Origin of the sequence: Hymenobacter sp. UV11, from assembly GCF_004684095.1 — a bacterium.
In the GTDB taxonomy this organism is placed as follows: domain Bacteria; phylum Bacteroidota; class Bacteroidia; order Cytophagales; family Hymenobacteraceae; genus Hymenobacter.
The window spans coordinates 400,180-415,411 of sequence record NZ_SRII01000007.1 but is presented as its reverse complement, the minus strand read 5'-3'; the positions used below and the strand labels follow the sequence as shown (position 1 = coordinate 415,411).

Annotated in this window: 16 protein-coding genes and 1 tRNA gene; 9 read left to right on the top strand and 8 right to left on the bottom strand. The window is 60.8% G+C overall.

Going from position 1 to position 15,232, the window contains the following annotated elements; translation table 11 throughout:
* Positions 1-2: 2 nt before the first annotated feature.
* From E4631_RS15725 to E4631_RS15710, 4 genes are all read right to left on the bottom strand, one after another.
* A complete protein-coding gene (locus E4631_RS15725; protein WP_240734961.1) occupies positions 3-572 on the bottom strand; it encodes a Maf family nucleotide pyrophosphatase in 570 nt (189 codons plus the stop codon).
* Positions 573-616: 44 nt separating this feature from the next.
* Positions 617-1,948, bottom strand: coding sequence for a DUF1015 domain-containing protein (locus E4631_RS15720; protein WP_133656350.1), 1,332 nt, complete (start codon positions 1,946-1,948; stop codon positions 617-619).
* 101 nt (positions 1,949-2,049) lie between these two features.
* Complete coding sequence (gene pdxH / locus E4631_RS15715) at positions 2,050-2,709, bottom strand: pyridoxamine 5'-phosphate oxidase (protein WP_133656351.1); 660 nt, start codon at positions 2,707-2,709, stop codon at positions 2,050-2,052.
* A gap of 80 nt (positions 2,710-2,789) precedes the next feature.
* On the bottom strand, positions 2,790-4,736 hold the full coding sequence (locus E4631_RS15710; protein ID WP_133656352.1) for a hypothetical protein: 1,947 nt from the start codon (positions 4,734-4,736) through the stop codon (positions 2,790-2,792).
* A gap of 134 nt (positions 4,737-4,870) precedes the next feature.
* On the opposite strand from E4631_RS15710, the gene E4631_RS15705 reads away from it, so the two are divergent.
* From E4631_RS15705 to E4631_RS15690, 4 genes are all read left to right on the top strand, one after another.
* Positions 4,871-5,422, top strand: coding sequence for a YqgE/AlgH family protein (locus E4631_RS15705; protein WP_133656353.1), 552 nt, complete (start codon positions 4,871-4,873; stop codon positions 5,420-5,422).
* 90 nt (positions 5,423-5,512) lie between these two features.
* A complete protein-coding gene (locus tag E4631_RS15700) occupies positions 5,513-7,927 on the top strand; it encodes a DUF349 domain-containing protein (protein ID WP_133656354.1) in 2,415 nt (804 codons plus the stop codon).
* A gap of 109 nt (positions 7,928-8,036) precedes the next feature.
* Positions 8,037-8,109 (top strand) — tRNA-Thr (locus E4631_RS15695).
* Positions 8,110-8,260: 151 nt separating this feature from the next.
* On the top strand, positions 8,261-9,562 hold the full coding sequence (locus tag E4631_RS15690; protein ID WP_133656355.1) for a tyrosine-type recombinase/integrase: 1,302 nt from the start codon (positions 8,261-8,263) through the stop codon (positions 9,560-9,562).
* 45 nt (positions 9,563-9,607) lie between these two features.
* On the opposite strand, the gene E4631_RS15685 is transcribed toward E4631_RS15690, so the two are convergent.
* Entirely contained in the window at positions 9,608-9,802 is a 195-nt protein-coding gene (locus E4631_RS15685; RefSeq protein WP_133656356.1) for a hypothetical protein, read from the bottom strand.
* Positions 9,803-9,877: 75 nt separating this feature from the next.
* Here E4631_RS15685 and E4631_RS15680 point away from each other — a divergent pair, with 75 nt between their 5' ends.
* The 3 genes from E4631_RS15680 to E4631_RS15670 all read left to right on the top strand — a co-directional run bounded on the left by E4631_RS15680 (position 9,878) and on the right by E4631_RS15670 (position 12,187).
* Entirely contained in the window at positions 9,878-10,576 is a 699-nt protein-coding gene (locus tag E4631_RS15680) for a thermonuclease family protein (RefSeq protein WP_240734959.1), read from the top strand.
* A 57-nt stretch (positions 10,577-10,633) separates the two neighbouring features.
* Positions 10,634-11,533 (top strand): DUF6266 family protein, encoded by a 900-nt coding sequence (locus tag E4631_RS15675; protein ID WP_133656357.1) that lies wholly within the window; start codon positions 10,634-10,636, stop codon positions 11,531-11,533.
* Between the two features lie 84 nt (positions 11,534-11,617).
* Entirely contained in the window at positions 11,618-12,187 is a 570-nt protein-coding gene (locus tag E4631_RS15670) for a hypothetical protein (protein ID WP_133656358.1), read from the top strand.
* 179 nt (positions 12,188-12,366) lie between these two features.
* On the opposite strand, the gene E4631_RS15665 is transcribed toward E4631_RS15670, so the two are convergent.
* Positions 12,367-12,621: a hypothetical protein gene (locus E4631_RS15665; protein WP_133656359.1), complete on the bottom strand. Its 255-nt coding sequence runs from the start codon at positions 12,619-12,621 to the stop codon at positions 12,367-12,369.
* A 61-nt stretch (positions 12,622-12,682) separates the two neighbouring features.
* On the opposite strand from E4631_RS15665, the gene E4631_RS15660 reads away from it, so the two are divergent.
* Positions 12,683-13,534: a DNA/RNA non-specific endonuclease gene (locus tag E4631_RS15660; protein ID WP_133656360.1), complete on the top strand. Its 852-nt coding sequence runs from the start codon at positions 12,683-12,685 to the stop codon at positions 13,532-13,534.
* On the opposite strand, the gene E4631_RS25950 is transcribed toward E4631_RS15660, so the two are convergent.
* Positions 13,531-13,695 (bottom strand): hypothetical protein, encoded by a 165-nt coding sequence (locus E4631_RS25950; protein ID WP_166647988.1) that lies wholly within the window; start codon positions 13,693-13,695, stop codon positions 13,531-13,533. The genes E4631_RS15660 and E4631_RS25950 overlap by 4 nt on opposite strands.
* A gap of 135 nt (positions 13,696-13,830) precedes the next feature.
* On the opposite strand from E4631_RS25950, the gene E4631_RS15655 reads away from it, so the two are divergent.
* Positions 13,831-14,562, top strand: a complete 732-nt coding sequence (locus E4631_RS15655) for a hypothetical protein (RefSeq protein WP_133656361.1) — start codon at positions 13,831-13,833, stop codon at positions 14,560-14,562.
* An 86-nt stretch (positions 14,563-14,648) separates the two neighbouring features.
* On the opposite strand, the gene E4631_RS15650 is transcribed toward E4631_RS15655, so the two are convergent.
* Positions 14,649-15,152 carry a DUF4231 domain-containing protein gene (locus tag E4631_RS15650; protein WP_133656362.1) on the bottom strand — a complete coding sequence of 168 codons (504 nt, stop codon included), beginning with the start codon at positions 15,150-15,152 and terminating at the stop codon, positions 14,649-14,651.
* Between the last annotated feature and the right edge of the window lie 80 nt (positions 15,153-15,232).

Genomic DNA, 15,232 nt, shown 5'->3' with positions numbered 1-15,232 from the left:
TTTTAAGCTAAAAAACCCTGCACGGCCGGCCACACCAGGTGGGTAGGCAGGCCCATCACGTTGAAATAAGAACCTTCCAGGCGCGCAATACCCACCAGGCCCAGCCAATCCTGCGCCCCGTAGGCACCGGCTTTGTCGAAGGGCTTATACTGGGCCACGTAGTGCGCAATCTCGGCGGCGGTCAGGGGCTGAAAGTAGACCGTGGTTTCATCCGAAAACACGACCGGCGGGCGGCCATCGCCGGGCAGCAGGCACACGCCGGTATACACCTGGTGGGTGCGGCCCTGCAGGCGGCCCAGCATGAAGCGGGCCTCGGCCGCATCGGCGGGCTTGTTGAGCACCTGCTCGTCGAGGCACACGATGGTGTCGGCGGTGAGCAGCAGCTCATCGGGGGCCAGGTCGGGGCGGTAGGCTTCGGCCTTGTGGCGGGCCAGGTATTCGGCTACTTCGGCCCGGCGCAGGTGGGGCGGAAAACTTTCGTCTACCTCCCGCAGGCGGATTTCGTAGGCAAGGCCCAGCTCCGTCAGCAATTGACGGCGGCGGGGCGAGCCGGAAGCTAAAATAAGACGCACGGAAAGCGAATAAATGAAAGGTTAAAAGTTGATTTCGCCGCCGCTCAGGGGTTGAAAACGGCGTCAAATACCGTCGGCGGCTCGTCGTGCACGCTGCTGAAGAGCAGGCCGGCCAGCACCTTGGGGTAGAAGAAGGTGGACTTGGCCGGCATCACGGCGCCCGAGTGGCACACAGCCTCGACCTGGGCCATCGTGACCTCGTTGGTGAGAAAGGCGGCGCGGGCCTCGCCGCGGTCTACCTGTTGCAGGCACTCGGCCAGGCCGCGCACGTAGGCCACGCCGGGCCAGCGGCGCTGGGCTTCGGGACCCACGATACCAAGCACTTTTTCGAGCACGAAATAGTGCAGCACCGTCAGGTCGAGGTCCTTCACCTCGGGCGTCGTGTCCCAGTCGAGTTGGGCGTGCACCTCGGGGCGCAGGCGCAGCTTATAAGCCGCCCCGCCGGGCAGGTACAGCCCAAAGGCCCAGCGCTTGCCGGCCATCAGCTCGGGCAAATCCTGCGCCTCCACCTGGGGGCGCACCGTGAAGTAGACGGCCAGCCGGGCCAGCAGCTCGGCATCAGTCAGGCCGCCGGGCAGCTCGCGCAGCACCCGGTGGGTAGGCAGGATGCGCACGTCGTCGCTGGCGGCGTTGGTGAGGTACATGAGGTGGTAGTGCCAGGGCTCGCGGCCAGTGCTACCGGCCAGGCCGGCGGCCCGCGCGCGGGCCTGGCGGTAGGCCACCGAGGCTTCGTAGCGGTGGTGGCCATCGGCCAGAATGACCTGCCGGCCGGCCAGCACCCGCTGAAAGTGTTGGATGGCCCCGGCATCCTGAATCACGGCCAGCACGTCGCGCGCGCCCTGGTAGTCTTCCTCCGTCTGGCAGAGCGGGTCCTGAATGGCCTCATCCATGAGCTGCTCCAGCTCCAGGGCCTCGTCGCGGTACAGACCGTGGGTGGCGCTGGTTTGCAGCTGCAGGGCAGCCAGCAGCTCGGCCCGGTCGCTCACGGCGGCGGGCAGCGTGTTTTCGTGGCGCAGCACTACGTTCTCAGCCCAGTCGTAGGCCCGAATGTGGCACATGAAGCCCTTGCGGCAGCGCTCGCGCGCCTCGCCCGGCAGCCGGAAGTACTGGTAGTACACGTAGATGCCCGGCAGGCCATCCTGCCGCAGCACGCCCTCAGCCTGCCACCGGGCCAGGCGGCGCGCGGCGGCCTCAGCGGGGGGTAGGGCGCCCTCGGCGCGGGGCACCGAGAGGTGAATCGAGTTGAGCGGATTTTGGTAGAGCGCCTCGCGCTGGCGCGGGCTCACCACGTCAAAAAGCGGCGACACGACTTCGTCAATCTCAGCGCTCAGGACGGGGTTGTAGCGCCAGCCCCGCACGGGTTGTATTTCAGCCAAGCGGTAAATGGGTAAATGGGTAAATGAGTAGGTCACGGTAAGTGAATAACTGAGTAAGTGAGCAACTGGACTAAGCCCTACTCAGTTACTCACTTACCGTATTACGGGGCCAGGCGGCTAATTTTCCAGTCGCTACCCCCCTCCGTGCGCTCGTACACCAGGCGGTCGTGGAGGCGGCTGGGGCGGCCCTGCCAGAATTCGAGGCGCGTGGGGCGCAGCACGTAGCCGCCCCAGTGCGGGGGCCGGGGCAGCGGATTCTGGCCCTGGAAGCGGGCTTCGACCTCGTGCTCGCGGGCTTCGAGCTGCTCGCGACTGCCAATGACCTCGCTCTGGGGCGAGGCCCAGGCGCCCACCTGGCTGCCACGCGGCCGGCTCTGGAAATACTCGGTTGAAACGTTTTCGGGAGCTTTTTCTACTACCCCCTCTACCCGCACCTGGCGCTCGAGGCCGGGCCAGAAAAAATTGAGCGCCGCTAGCGGCTGGCCGGCCAGCTCGTGGCCCTTGCGCGAGTCGTAGTTGGTGAAGAAGAGAAAGCCCGCATCGTCGGGCAGGCCCTTAAGCAGCACCACGCGCTGGCTGGGCTGGCCAGTGGCGGCATCTACGGTGGCCAGGGTGAGGGCGGCGGGCTCGGGCAGCTGGGCGGCCACGGCTTCGTCGAGCCACTGCCGGAACTGGGCCACGGCTTGGGGCTGCACATCGGCTTCGAGCAGCGTGCGCTGGGAGTAGCTCTGGCGCAGGTCGGCGAGTTCGGCGTCGGTCATATTTTCTTAGGTATTTAGGTTAAAAAGTCGGCGTTGGGAGCGGGGAGCGAAGACTGCCGCAGCGTCTTCCCCTAGCGCCCCTATTTCTTCGGCTGCCACTCGTAGAGCGAATAAGGACCCTGATGCGCGAGGCGGCGCATGTGCTGCTCCCGAATAAAGTCGGGGCCCCGGTTGAAAAGGGCCAATACTTCGGGGCGGTCCTTCAGCTCGTCGCGGTACATGTTGTTGGTGCCGTTGTAGTAAGTCGTGTCCAGGTATACCAGAATGGGGCGATTGTCGAGGCGCTGGAGCAATGCCTGGTCGGGGCCGCCGGGCTGGAACATCCGCATCAGCTCGCGGGCCTGGTAGGACGGCGTGCGGGTGGCCTTGTGCGCCATCAGAGGCAGGCCCGTAACCATGCCCAACTGGTAGGTCTGGTTGCAGTGCGGGTCGTCGGGGTCCACGTTATAGTAGATTTCCCCTTCCTTCCCCTCGCTGCCCGAGTGGTAGAAGGGCAGCGGCAGCAGGGCCTGGTAGCGGCCGGGCTCGTTCCAGCCTACCAGGGCGCGTACAGCCTCGGTAGCCGGCGGGGCCAGCAGATTGGGGCGCTGCGTAATGGTGGCGTAGAAGTGCGTAGCGTGGAGCGCATCAGCTACGGCCAGGCCGGCCAGCCCTACCCACAGGCCTTGCAGCCAGCGCCGGGGCCGGGCCTGAGCCAGCCGCCAGGCATCGCCCACGTACCAGGCAAAGCCCAGCACCACCGCCCACCAAAAAGGCCAGATAAAGCGCCCCAGGGCCCGAAACTGCGTGATGCGGTCGGTGACCTTGTGCACCCACAAAAAGGGGTTTAAGTAGTTATGCAGCGAATAATTACCGTTATCTACGTCGATTGACTCGCCTAGCGCGGCCAGGGCCAGGGGCACGGCCGCCGCCAGCAGCAGGCTCAGAAAGGCGCGGTTGGCATTGGTGGGGCCGGGCAGCGGGGGCAGCAGGCCGGGGTCGGGCAGGCCCTGGCGGTGCTGGTAGCGGGCCACCAGCGCCAACACACCCACCGCCACCAGTCCGTAGAGCACAAAGGCTCCCAGGTAAGCCGTTGACTCATAAGGCACTTCGTTCGTGCGCTCCAGAAAAAAGCGAATCTTGTAAAAGTCGCCGCCCCGAAAGAGCGCCCCGAATTGAAATTTCCACTCTATCCAGTCATAGCCCCCGCTGCCGGCAGGCCGGTCGCCGTGGCGCTTATCCAGCACCTGCAACACGCCAAAGGTGAGCACTACCGCGCTACCCAGCAGCGCGGCGGCCCGCCCGGCCAGCCCCCGCCAGGGGCGCCGCGCCAGGGCTTCGCGGCCAATCCAGCACAAGAAGAAGAAGCCCAGCCAGCCGCCCACAACGCCCAGGTAATAGAAGTGTACCCAGGCCTCGGCCACCAGCGCCGCGCCCAGGCCCAGCCACCAGCGCCCGGTGGGCCGCCCCGCCCGCCAGGCCCCGTATAGCCCTTGCAGCAGCCACAGCGGCAGGAGCATGGCGGGCGTATACGAAAGAGCCAGGTGGCCCACTTTCAGGCGGAAAGCTTGCGGGCTGAGCCAGGGCAGCGCCACGCTCAGCACCAGCGTCAGCCAGCCCGGCACGGCCAGCCGCCGCAAGATGCTCACCAGCAGCAGGGTACTGAGTACCAGCCCCAGCAACATAAACACGTCGAACAAATAGATACCGTAGGGGGCCAGCGCCGGCACCAGCCGTACCAGCACGTGCAGCGGCACGCTCACTAGCGGCGCAATATCAGTGTAGAAGATGTACTCGCCAAACGGGTAGTTTTGCCCGTGCTCCAGCAACCCCTCGCGCAGTGGCTGGCGCAAAAAAGTGGCCAGCGAGTAGTAGCTCTTGATGCCATCGTAGTGGTCTACAATGAGGTACTGCCCGGGGTGCAGCAGCAGCTTGTCGTAGGTGAGCAGCAGCAGTAGCAGTTGCGCCACGCCCCCGGCCAGCAGCAGGCGGGCCGACCGGTAGTGCGTGCGTGCGCGCGCCAGCACTTCAGAAACAGAAAAAATCATGCGCTAAGAAATAATCACTACGCGGAAGCAAACAGCCGCTACTTCTGGTTGGGCAAAGGTAGGCGGCATCATCCGGCCCGCCCTTGCCTACGTACTGCTGTTTTCCTGCCTGTTCCTCCTCTGGTCGCCTTCTTATGAAACCCGGTACGCTCCTTATTTCGCAGCCCTTTTTGGGCGACCCTAACTTTGAGCGCAGCGTGGTGCTGCTGTGCCGGCACAGCCCGCAGGAGGGCGCCTTTGGGCTGGTGCTCACGCGCCCTACCCCCCTGCTGCTGGGCGATGTGCTGGCCCTACCCCCCACGGCGGGCCGGCCGGTGGCCCGGCTGCCGCTGTTTACGGGCGGGCCGGTGCAGCCCGATACGCTGCATTTTGTGCACCAGCGGGCCGAGCTGCCCGGCGCCAGCGCCCTGGGCCAGGGCGTGTTTTGGGGCGGCGACTTTGACCAGTTTCTGGCGGGCCTCGATGCCGAAGCCGGGCCCGTGGTGCGGCTGTTTGTGGGCTATTCGGGCTGGTCGGCGGGGCAGCTGGAAGAAGAAATCGGGCGCGGCTCCTGGATTCGGCAGCCCGCCTCTGCCGGGAAAGTGTTTACTTTGGAGTCTGATGCGTTCTGGCGCACGATTCTGCGCGAAAAAGGGGGTCGCTACCGCGCCCTTGCTAACTATCCGCTGGACCCGCGCCTGAACTAATTTTTTTTCTGACCTCCGTTCCGGCCGCCTACCCCCTCCTCTTTTTCCCAACCCCACCTGGCCCCGGCCGCCGGTTATTTGCTTCGCTTTATGTTGCCCGAAGAAACCCCTACCCCCGCCTTCACTTCGCCCGCCCACCAAGAGGGTGACACCCCGGCTCCGGCCGCCGACCGCCTCAGCATTGTGGAAGCCCGCCTGGCCGAAATTCGCGCCCAGCAGTCGGCCGGCACCGCCGAGCCCACGCCCGCGGCCCCGGCCCTGAGCGATACCCCGCCCGCCGCGGCCGTGCCCCCCGGCGGGGGTGCCACTCAGACGGAGGCTGACCCGCTGCTCTCGGAGCCCGGCCTGGCCGAAGCCCTGGAAGATGCCCCCGCTGCGCCCAGCCTGGCGGCCGCCGGGGCCGCTCCGGCCCCGCCTACCCCCACTGCCAGCCCCGACCCGGCCACCCCCGAGGCCGTTGCCGCCACCGAAACGGCCCAGCACGTGTCCGCCGAAGTAGCGGCCGAGCACCTCTCGGCTCCACAGGCGCGGGCCGTCGAGCATTACGGTGACGCCATGACGCCCGCCGCCCTCGATGCGGAGGCTGACCCTACCCCCCCGGCACTCGGCGAAGAGGCCCCGGTAGCCCAGCTCGCTTCGGCTGAGGACCTGGAGAATGCCCCCGGCGGGGTGGCTACCCTGCCCACGTCGGCCACCGATACCGCCGCTACGGCTCACCAGGCCGAAATCGACCACCAGCACGAAGCTGCCGGCGAGGAAAGCGACGACTACGTGCCCGAAACGCCGGCCCCCGACTTTGCCGAACTCGACCTCGAAAGCCAGGCCGCCCACCTCATCGACCTGCTGCGCCGGCCCGATGCGCGCCGCAACCGCCAGCAGATTTTTGAGCTCAGCCGCCAGTACGAGGCCAACGTGGCCGCCGCCCGCGCCGCCTCGCGCCAGAAGCTGGCCGAAGACGCCAACGCGCCCCAGGAGTTCAGCTTCCAGCCCCCGGCCAGCCAGACTGAGCTGAATAAGGCCTTGCAGGAGTTCCGCGAAGGCCGCGCCCGCGATGCCAAGGCCGAAGACCAGAACCGCGGCCAGAACCTGGCCCGCAAGCAGGAGCTGCTCGGCCAGCTGCGCCAGCTCGTGGAAAGCGCCGAAACCAAGGACAGCTCGCAAAAGCTCAAGCAATTGCAGGCCGACTGGAAAGCCACCGGCCCCGTGCCCCAGACCGATAGCCAGGAAACCTGGAATACCTACCACGGCCTGCTCGACCGCTACTATGCCAACCAGGGCCGCTTTTATGAGCTTAAAGAACTGGACCGCCGCCGCAACCAGGAAGCCAAGGAAGCCCTCGTGGCCCGCGCCGAAGCCCTGAAAGATGCCCCCGGCATCAACAAAGCGCTGGATGAGCTCAAGAAATTACACGACGACTGGAAGCACATCGGGCCCGTGCCCGGCGAGCAACGCGAGCCGCTGTGGCAGCGCTTCCTGGCCGCCTCGGAGGCCGTGCACTTGCGCCGCAAAGAGTTTGTGGACGTGCGCTCGGCCCAGGAGCAGCAAAACCTGACCGTGAAGCAAGCTCTGCTGGAGCGCGTGCTGCCCTTCGCCGACTTCACTACGGAGCGCGTGAACGAGTGGCGCTCGCGCACCGACGAGCTGCAGGAGATTAAGAAGGAGTGGGAAGCCGCCGGCCCCGTGCCCCGCGCCCAGGCCGACCAGCTCAACAAGCAGTACTGGAACGCCTACAAGGCTTTCTTCAACCGTAAAAACGAGTTCTTCAAGAGCCTCGACTCGGAGAAAAACGCCAACCTGCAGGCCAAGTACGCCCTCATCGAGCAGGCCGAAGCCGCCCAGCAAAGCGCCGATTTTGACGAGGCCCGCAGTGTTATCATTCGGGTGCAGAAGGAGTGGAAAGACGTGGGCCGCGTGCCCGAGAAGCAGGCCGATAAAATCTGGAAGCGCTTCCGCGCCGCCTGCGACAGCGTGTTTGAGCGCCCCAAGCAGGAAACCCGCCAGCGCGAGGAGCGCCAGTCGGCCGCCAGCGCCGAGCAGGTTACCCGCTTGGATAAAGTTGGCCAGCAGGTAGCGGCCCTCTCGGCCAGCACCCCCGGCACGCTGGAAGATTTCCGCGCCATTATTGCTGACTGGCAGGAGCTTGACACCACTACCGGCGGTACCTCAGACCGTGGCGAGGAGCAGTTTACCACTCTCATGGGTAAGTACCTGGACCAGACGGCCGGCATTACCCCAACCGAAAAGGAAGACCTGCTTTTCCAATTGGAGATTGCCCGTCTCAAGGCCCGGCCCCAGGCCCAGCAGGCTTTTACTCGCAAGGAAACTGGCCTGCGCCGTCAAATTCAGGAGTTGGAAAACGACGTGGCTACCCTGCAAACCAACCTTGACTTCTTCGCTCGCTCCAAAAATGCCGACCAGCTACGCCAGGAGTACCAGGGCCGCATGGAGGAAGCCCGCACGCGCATCGAAAAATTGAAAAAACAACTCAAGCAACTACGGAGCTAACCCCTTAGCACCTACCTAAAAAGGGACGCGCCAGCCGGTGCGTCCCTTTTTTATTATCCGGCAAAGTTGACCGGTTGCACTTTGCGGCTTACTTTTGCCCTACGATTAAGCCTCCTTAGCTCAGTTGGTAGAGCTTCTGACTTGTAATCAGAGGGTCGTTGGTTCGAGTCCGACAGGAGGCTCAGTTATATACACTCGGAGCGCCCGGAAAACAGCTTCTCGCATAGCAGAGGCGGTTTTCCGGGTTTTTTGCGTTCAGGCCAATCGGTAGTCTGCTACGCGAAACGGGGGGTTTGCTACACGAGCGGCGCCCCTCATTACGCTCCTCATTTTATGACAACCCAATTTGTGCTTCGCACCGACCTGCTCAATAAGGCTGGCCGCTGCCCGGTTCAACTGGTGGTGTACTTCGACGGTGCCCGCCTCAAATTTGCCACCGGCGAAAAATGCAAGCCCGCTGACTGGAACGCTGACCGGCAACAGTTTCGGCGTTCCTATGCGCTGGCGGAGGAAGCCAACCAGTTGCTGACCCGACTTACGACCGATGTGCTGACGTGGTGGCGCCAGCTGCGGGCGGCGGGCGATGCTCCTACCCTTGCTGGTTTGCGTAGTGCGCTACGGCCGGCCCCCGCGCCGGAAGTGGTAGTGGTCGAAAAGCAGTCGGTGGGCGTGTGGTACGAGCAGTACCGCACCGCGCTACGGGCCCGCGGCTATGCCAAAGAAACGTTACGCCAGCATGTGGTGGCCCGCAACTGGCTAGTCGGCTTTGAGCAGCACAGCGGCGCTGTATTGGACCCCACCACTTACGACCTGGCCCGCCACGATGAACTGCTGGGCTACCTGCGCGAAGTGCGCGGGTTAGCGCCAAACACTATGTACACGGCGGTGAAAGACCTAAAATCCTTCCTGCGCTTCCTACGCGATGAGCGGGGAGTAGCCGTAAGCGTCGAGCTGTGCAAGCTAGTGGCTAAGCCGGCTGACTCGCCAAAGCTCTACCTGTCGGCCGCCGACTTGGAGCTGGTAGCTACAGCGATGCTGCCGGCCAACTTGGTGCCGGTGCGCGACGTGTTCTTGTTCTGCTGCTACACCGGGCTGCGCTACTCCGACGTGTCGGCTTTGCATCCGGGCAACGTTCGGGAGTGGCAGGGGGGTAAGGTTTTGCAGCTAGTACAGAGCAAAACGCGGGCTGGTGTGAGTATTTACCTCACGACAGCAGCCTCAGCTATTCTGGATAAGTATGCCGGCGAGCGGGCCCGGCTCCTACCCGTACAGGCTAACCAGGTGGTGAACCGATACCTCAAGCGCGTGGCCAAGCTAGCTGGGCTTACCTCGCCGGTAGACTTGGTGAGTACGGGCGGTGGGGGCTTGCTGCGCTCGGCGGTGCCGCAATGGGAACTAGTGACGATGCACACGGCTCGGCACACGTTTGCGACCCAAAGCCTGCTACGTGGAATGCCTGTGGAGGTACTGCAAAAGGTGCTAGGGCACAAGAAAATACAGACTACCTTGATTTATGCCAAGATTATCGAGGATTTTCAGCACCAAACTATGCGGCGGGTGTGGGAAGGGCTACCAGTCAGTGATGCCGGCGCGGCAGCCGGGTCAGTGTGCGCAGTGGTACCGGGTGCCGCCTAGCTGACCAGCCCCGCCGCGGTCGGCGGGGCTGGCCATCGGTGGGCATTAGTGGGTGCCCAGAGCGGCGCTTACTTCCTGCTCGGCCAGGCCGGTGTACTGGCAGAACTCGCGCACCGATACGTAGGCGCGGGCTTCCTTTCCCAGACGAGCGCGAATCCGCTGTAGAAGGCGCTTGCTGGCCTCATAGCCGTTGCCGGTGAGCTGGGCAGCCTCTTTAGGGTAGATAACGACCTGGGGCATAAAAATGGGTTACTTTGGGGTATAGTTGGGCAGCCGAATATACAACGCAAAGAAGGGGCCAGTAGGTTTGCTGGCATGATGCGGCTAAGCGAATTTTTGCGAGTGCTGGTGCACGTAGTGGTGGCGCTGATGGGGGTAGGCGTGGTGGCTGCTGGGCTGGGCCCGGTGGCCTGCCACCGGGCTTCAGCAGCTTTAGGGCTGACGGGGCCAGCTGATACCATTCGGGCCTTCAAGCTGTGGCGCATCGTGCAGGAGAATCCTAAGCCGGTGGTGCTGCCGGCGCTGAGCTACGGGCGGCCAACTTGGCAGCTGGCTACGGTGGTGCGGGTAGTGGATGCGGACACCTACGAGGTGCAGGTGGGCAGGGCCACGGCGCGGGTGCGGCTGCTGCAGGTGGATGCGCCCGAGCATGACCAACCCTTTGGCGCGCAGGCTACCGACTCGGTGCGGGCGCTGGTGCTGGGCAAGTACGTGCAGCTGCTCAGCGGGGGCGCGGATGGGTACGGCCGGACGCTGGCCCGCGTGAAGCTGCGGCCAGTGGCCTTCTCGACGCCGCCGGGGGTATCGTTGGATTCGCTGCTGGTAGCGCGGGGCTGGGCGTGGGCCTACGCGCCGAGCGGGCAGCTGGTGGCGCTGGCTAGCCAGCAGCAGCGGGCGGCGGCGGCCGGCCGGGGGCTGTGGAAATGTGGAACGACGCGGGTAGTGCGGCCGGGTATCTGGCGGGCCTACAACGCGCAAGAAAAAGCGACTGCCTGGGCGGGCTGCTCCTGGTAAGTTGACTAGCAAAGTCAGCCAGCAACTTGTTTATCAAACTTTTAGTAATCTTTATTTATGGCTCGTATTCGTTCCATGCTCGGCACCATTGAGGGTAGCGCGGGCGGCCTCACCTTCAGCAGCACGGCGGGTGTCAACCTGCTGCGCCAGAAGGTGGGCAGCAACAACAGCAAGTCGCCGCTGCAGGTGCAGCAGCGCACTAAATTTGCAGAAATCGGCCGCTTGGCCAAGGCCATTGGTTCCTTGCTACTGGCCGGCTACAAGCGGGTAGGCTTTCAAAGTGGCTACAACCAGTTTGTGGGCCAAAACATCGCCTTCACGTCGCTGGACCAGAACGGCATGGCCATCATCGACTACTCGCGGCTGAGCGTATCGACGGGTAGCGTGGCGCCGCTGTTGGGCCTGACGATGGCGAACTCGGCGACGGGCAAAACCATCAGCTGGACCGACAACAGCGACGGCAACCAGGCGCTGGCCTCGGATAAGGTGTACGTAGCTATTGTGCGTACCGCAACGATGGAAGTAGCCGAATCGCTGGGCAGCGTCACCCGCGCCGCTGGCTCGGTGCAGGTGACGGCCTCGTACCTGGCGGGTGTGGCGGCCGGCGAGCTAGCAGTCTACGCCTTTGCTCGCCGGGCGGACAACACCGATGCCAGCCCTACGGCCAGCATAGCTACGGCTCCGGCTGGTGGTGGCTCAGCCCAGAGCTTCGGCACGAACATTTCTGGTCCTTCGGGCACAGCAGCTGGCACGACGCTCACCGCCTCGGCTGGTGACCGCCTCAGCTTTAACGAGCTGACTACCGGCAGCAGCGGGCCCTACAACATGACTATCAGCGTGGGCGGCCAGCAGGTGGCCAGCGTGGATACCTATGACCGCTACGCGGGCCGTCCATTCAGCTTCACGCACGCCGGCGTGGCCCACACGGGCGCGTTCGCCGCAGTAGTGAACTTCTAAGCTTGACGGCTTGGAAATAAAGTGGCCGGCCCTGGTGTACTACTGGGGCCGGCCTTATTTTTTTAACCCTATAATCTTTTGAAAATGAGTAGTATCGATAAAAAGCTCCTAGGATTTATTTTCAATGCTTCGGCCCTGAATCTGGCTACTGCGCCCTTTAAGAATAATCTTAACATTGTCTACGGTTTCAATGCTGGGGGCACTGGTTACACCTCGTTTAAGCCCAGCAGCAACTTCAATTCGTTGACCCAGCTGGTGCAGGATGGCGTGTACATCGTGGACGCGGCCACGCCGGGTTTTGAGCTGCCGGGGGCAATGCAGACGCTGGCGGGTTTGGGTAGCAGCGCGGCGTCGCCGCTGACGGTAGATAATTTCAGCGCGGTGGGGCGAACGTATCAGAATGGGCAAAAAGTGATTGAAATTGATTTCGGTGTAGCCAGTACTGACCCGGCCGATTTTGCGGTGGTGATGGCTGTGTGGAATGAAACGACTGGATTCCTACAGGGGGTAGCAGACATGGGCGGGGTTAACTCGTCAGCAACTACGGGTATCTCGGTAGGAAGCCTGGGCTCTACGTTGACGGACACGTACCGCGTGCACGTACTTTCAAATCAGGGCCACCTCTTTAGCACGACGTTCGTGCCAGGCTCTTAGCTTGTAGGCGGCGTCAAAGCAAAAGCCGGCTCCCTGGATGGGAGTCGGCTTTTTTGGGTTTTAGCGGGAAGGGGCTGATACGGTGCTGGATAGGAGCTGAACCGAAGGAGGACCGAAGGAATGAAGTCGGTTTGCCTTTATTTTAATATAATACTTTGGCGGGGTATTGGTCCTGATACTTAGAATTTTGGTAGCTGCACACCGTGCCCATAATCTTCCAAGGGAACTGAGCTACTGAAGCTGCGCAGCACTACGGCACGTTGCTCGTATTCCTCATACCCCACCTCGACAAACAAGCCGCGCCCCTCATTAGGCAAGTGGTAAAGATTCACACCGCCCTCAGTCTCCCAGCGCTGAGCTAGAAAGGTACCATATTTCAGTACCCAATACAGCTGCACCACGGGCGAGAACCGTCGAAATTGGGAGAGCATCATAGCCGGCAAGATAATGGCCAACCTAACGGGCTACCCCATCTTTGTGCCCACAACTCTATCAATGAAACATTTACTATTGCGCCGAGCTGCGCTTGCTACGCTTGTATTGCTGGTTACGGCCTGCTCGAAAACTGAGGATGCTACCCCTACCGTCGATACCAATGACAATATGGCGCTGGGCAACCCGAGCGGCGCTGTAAACAGCACCTCATCGCCAACAAACTACCTGCTGACCAAGCCACAATATACAGTTGGCTACAACCGTGACGCGGGCAAACCTATGTGGGTAAGCTGGCACTTGGGCGCGGCCGACCTGGGCAGCGCACCGCGTCAGGATGATTTTCGAGCCGATATGGACTTGCCTACTGGCTGGTATCAAGTAAAAACGCTGGACTACTCGGGCTCGGGCTTCGACCGCGGCCACAACTGCCCCAGCGCTGACCGCACGGCCACGGTGGCCGATAACTCGGCCACGTTCTTGATGAGCAACATGATGCCCCAAGCTCCGAACAACAATCAACAGACCTGGGGCAACCTAGAAGACTACTGCCGCACGCTGGTGCGGGCTGGCAACGAACTCTACATTATCTGCGGCAGCTATGGCCGGGGCGGCACAGGCAGCGCGGGCTACCAGACCACAATTGCAGGCGGTAAGGTCACGGTGCCCGCCAACTGCTGGAAAGTGGTGGTGGTGCTGTCGGTGGGTAGCAACGATGTGGGTCGTATCACGAGCAGCACCCGCGTTATTGCTATCAACACGCCCAATGATAATAATATCAATTCAGCTTGGGGTGGTTACCGCACTACCATCAATGCGATTGAAGCGGCGTCCGGTTTAGACTTGCTTTCTGTCTTGCCGCTAAGCGTGCAGAACGTAGTGGAGGCGCGCATCGACACGGGGCCGACAAACTAGTGGTATGCAAGTTGGCCGCGCATCACCGGGGCGGACGGCTGCGCCCGCTGCCAGGCGTGGTAGGCACGCCAGCTTAGGGCCAGCAGCAGCAGGATGGCCACGGCGAAAACGGCGCGGCGGTTCCAACGGGTGACGTAGCGGTGGCGGCGGTAGGTGAGCATATTACTGTAAAGAAAAGCCACGGCCGGTTGGTCGAGGCTTTTCACCTGACTGCCTTGCCGGCGATGGTGGTGCAGTACTGGCCACGCTTGGGTTAGATAAGCAATGCAAACTCAATAACTAACCAATAAGATTTCATGGTTATATCTTGGAAACAGCAAGAGGTTAAAGAAACCAGTCAATTAGAAAACTTCTATTTTTTTCATGACTCAAACCCTGTTTGCAACTACAAGCATGTATTTCTAAGCTCTGTAACAAGCAGCAATTATTTTGGTGCTTACGTTGGCTGGACTTGGCAATACATGCGTGACAACTTAAAACGAACTATTGTTACAGAAGCTAATTGCAATGAGATGATTAACAATCCTCAGCTATATGGAGTAAACGATGTCATTTATAATCAATATGGCAATGAGTACTCTATTGTAAGTGGCCACCATCGAACTTGTATAGCTAAGTTCTTGGAAAGAAAATGTGTTTTTGTAAAAGTAAATGAATATCGTTTCGATAATGAGCTATTTGATTTATATCACAAACTTTGCAAAAGTAGAATCGAGATTAAGGCTAAAGATAAAGTAAGCCATCCTAAATGGGAATTATACTTCTCAAGCTTTAAAATCACAACCTCTAATCGAGAAGGAATTATTTCCTTTTCCCGGTACTATGAATCATTAAACCCTAACTTTTGGGAAAGCACTTTACTGCGGTTCAGCAGATTCAGGGACTGGATTACATCAAAAGACGACTATTATTACTGGGATATCAACAAGATTAGGCCTTCTCTGCGCTGGTTGTTGCTTATGTATAAGACAAATGCTTCCCAACTACCTCCTATTAATGAGGTAGCTCCATTGATATTGGCTAATTAGAAGCCCCGGCGGGCTTAGCTGGCTCGTCGGGGCTTCTAGTGCTCGATGCACGGTGCGGGCGATGGTGCAGGGTATCTGGGGATACCTTACTTCTTGGTGCCCTCATCATCTTTCGCTAGGCGAGTTTCTCGATAAAAGCTGTTCGTATCGGTACAGACTTGGATGTATTTTTTAAAAAGTATTTCCATTTGCTGCTGAGTCACATTAATATTTTTTAGGCCGGATTCTTTTAAGTAGTCCAGTTCGGCAAGGATAGATGCTAACTCATTCCTTGCTACTTTATATTGTGCCCACAAGTCTTTATAATCGAAGAAATTGTACAGCGTGGTTGCGCCAGACGCGATGGCACTGGTAATAAGTGCCCAGTTTACAAGTTGCTCTACCGTTTTTCCATCTACACCTTTCCAGCCGATTAGAATAGGGGTAGCAACAGAAGCGGCGACAATAAGTACCTTCACTATAGCAGCGCTGTACTTATTTCGCCGGCCTTTCCCGTTAAATTCTTCTATCTTTCTATTGACGCAATTTCTTAAAGCTGCGATTTGTTCCTGAGTGACAGGGCGTACTTCTACTTCAGAATTCGGCTGCATAGCTGCTTTGAAAAAATGGTATACAAACGCAATGTATGCAAATAATTTATTAAGCTACTAGCAATCGCTCGATTGGATAA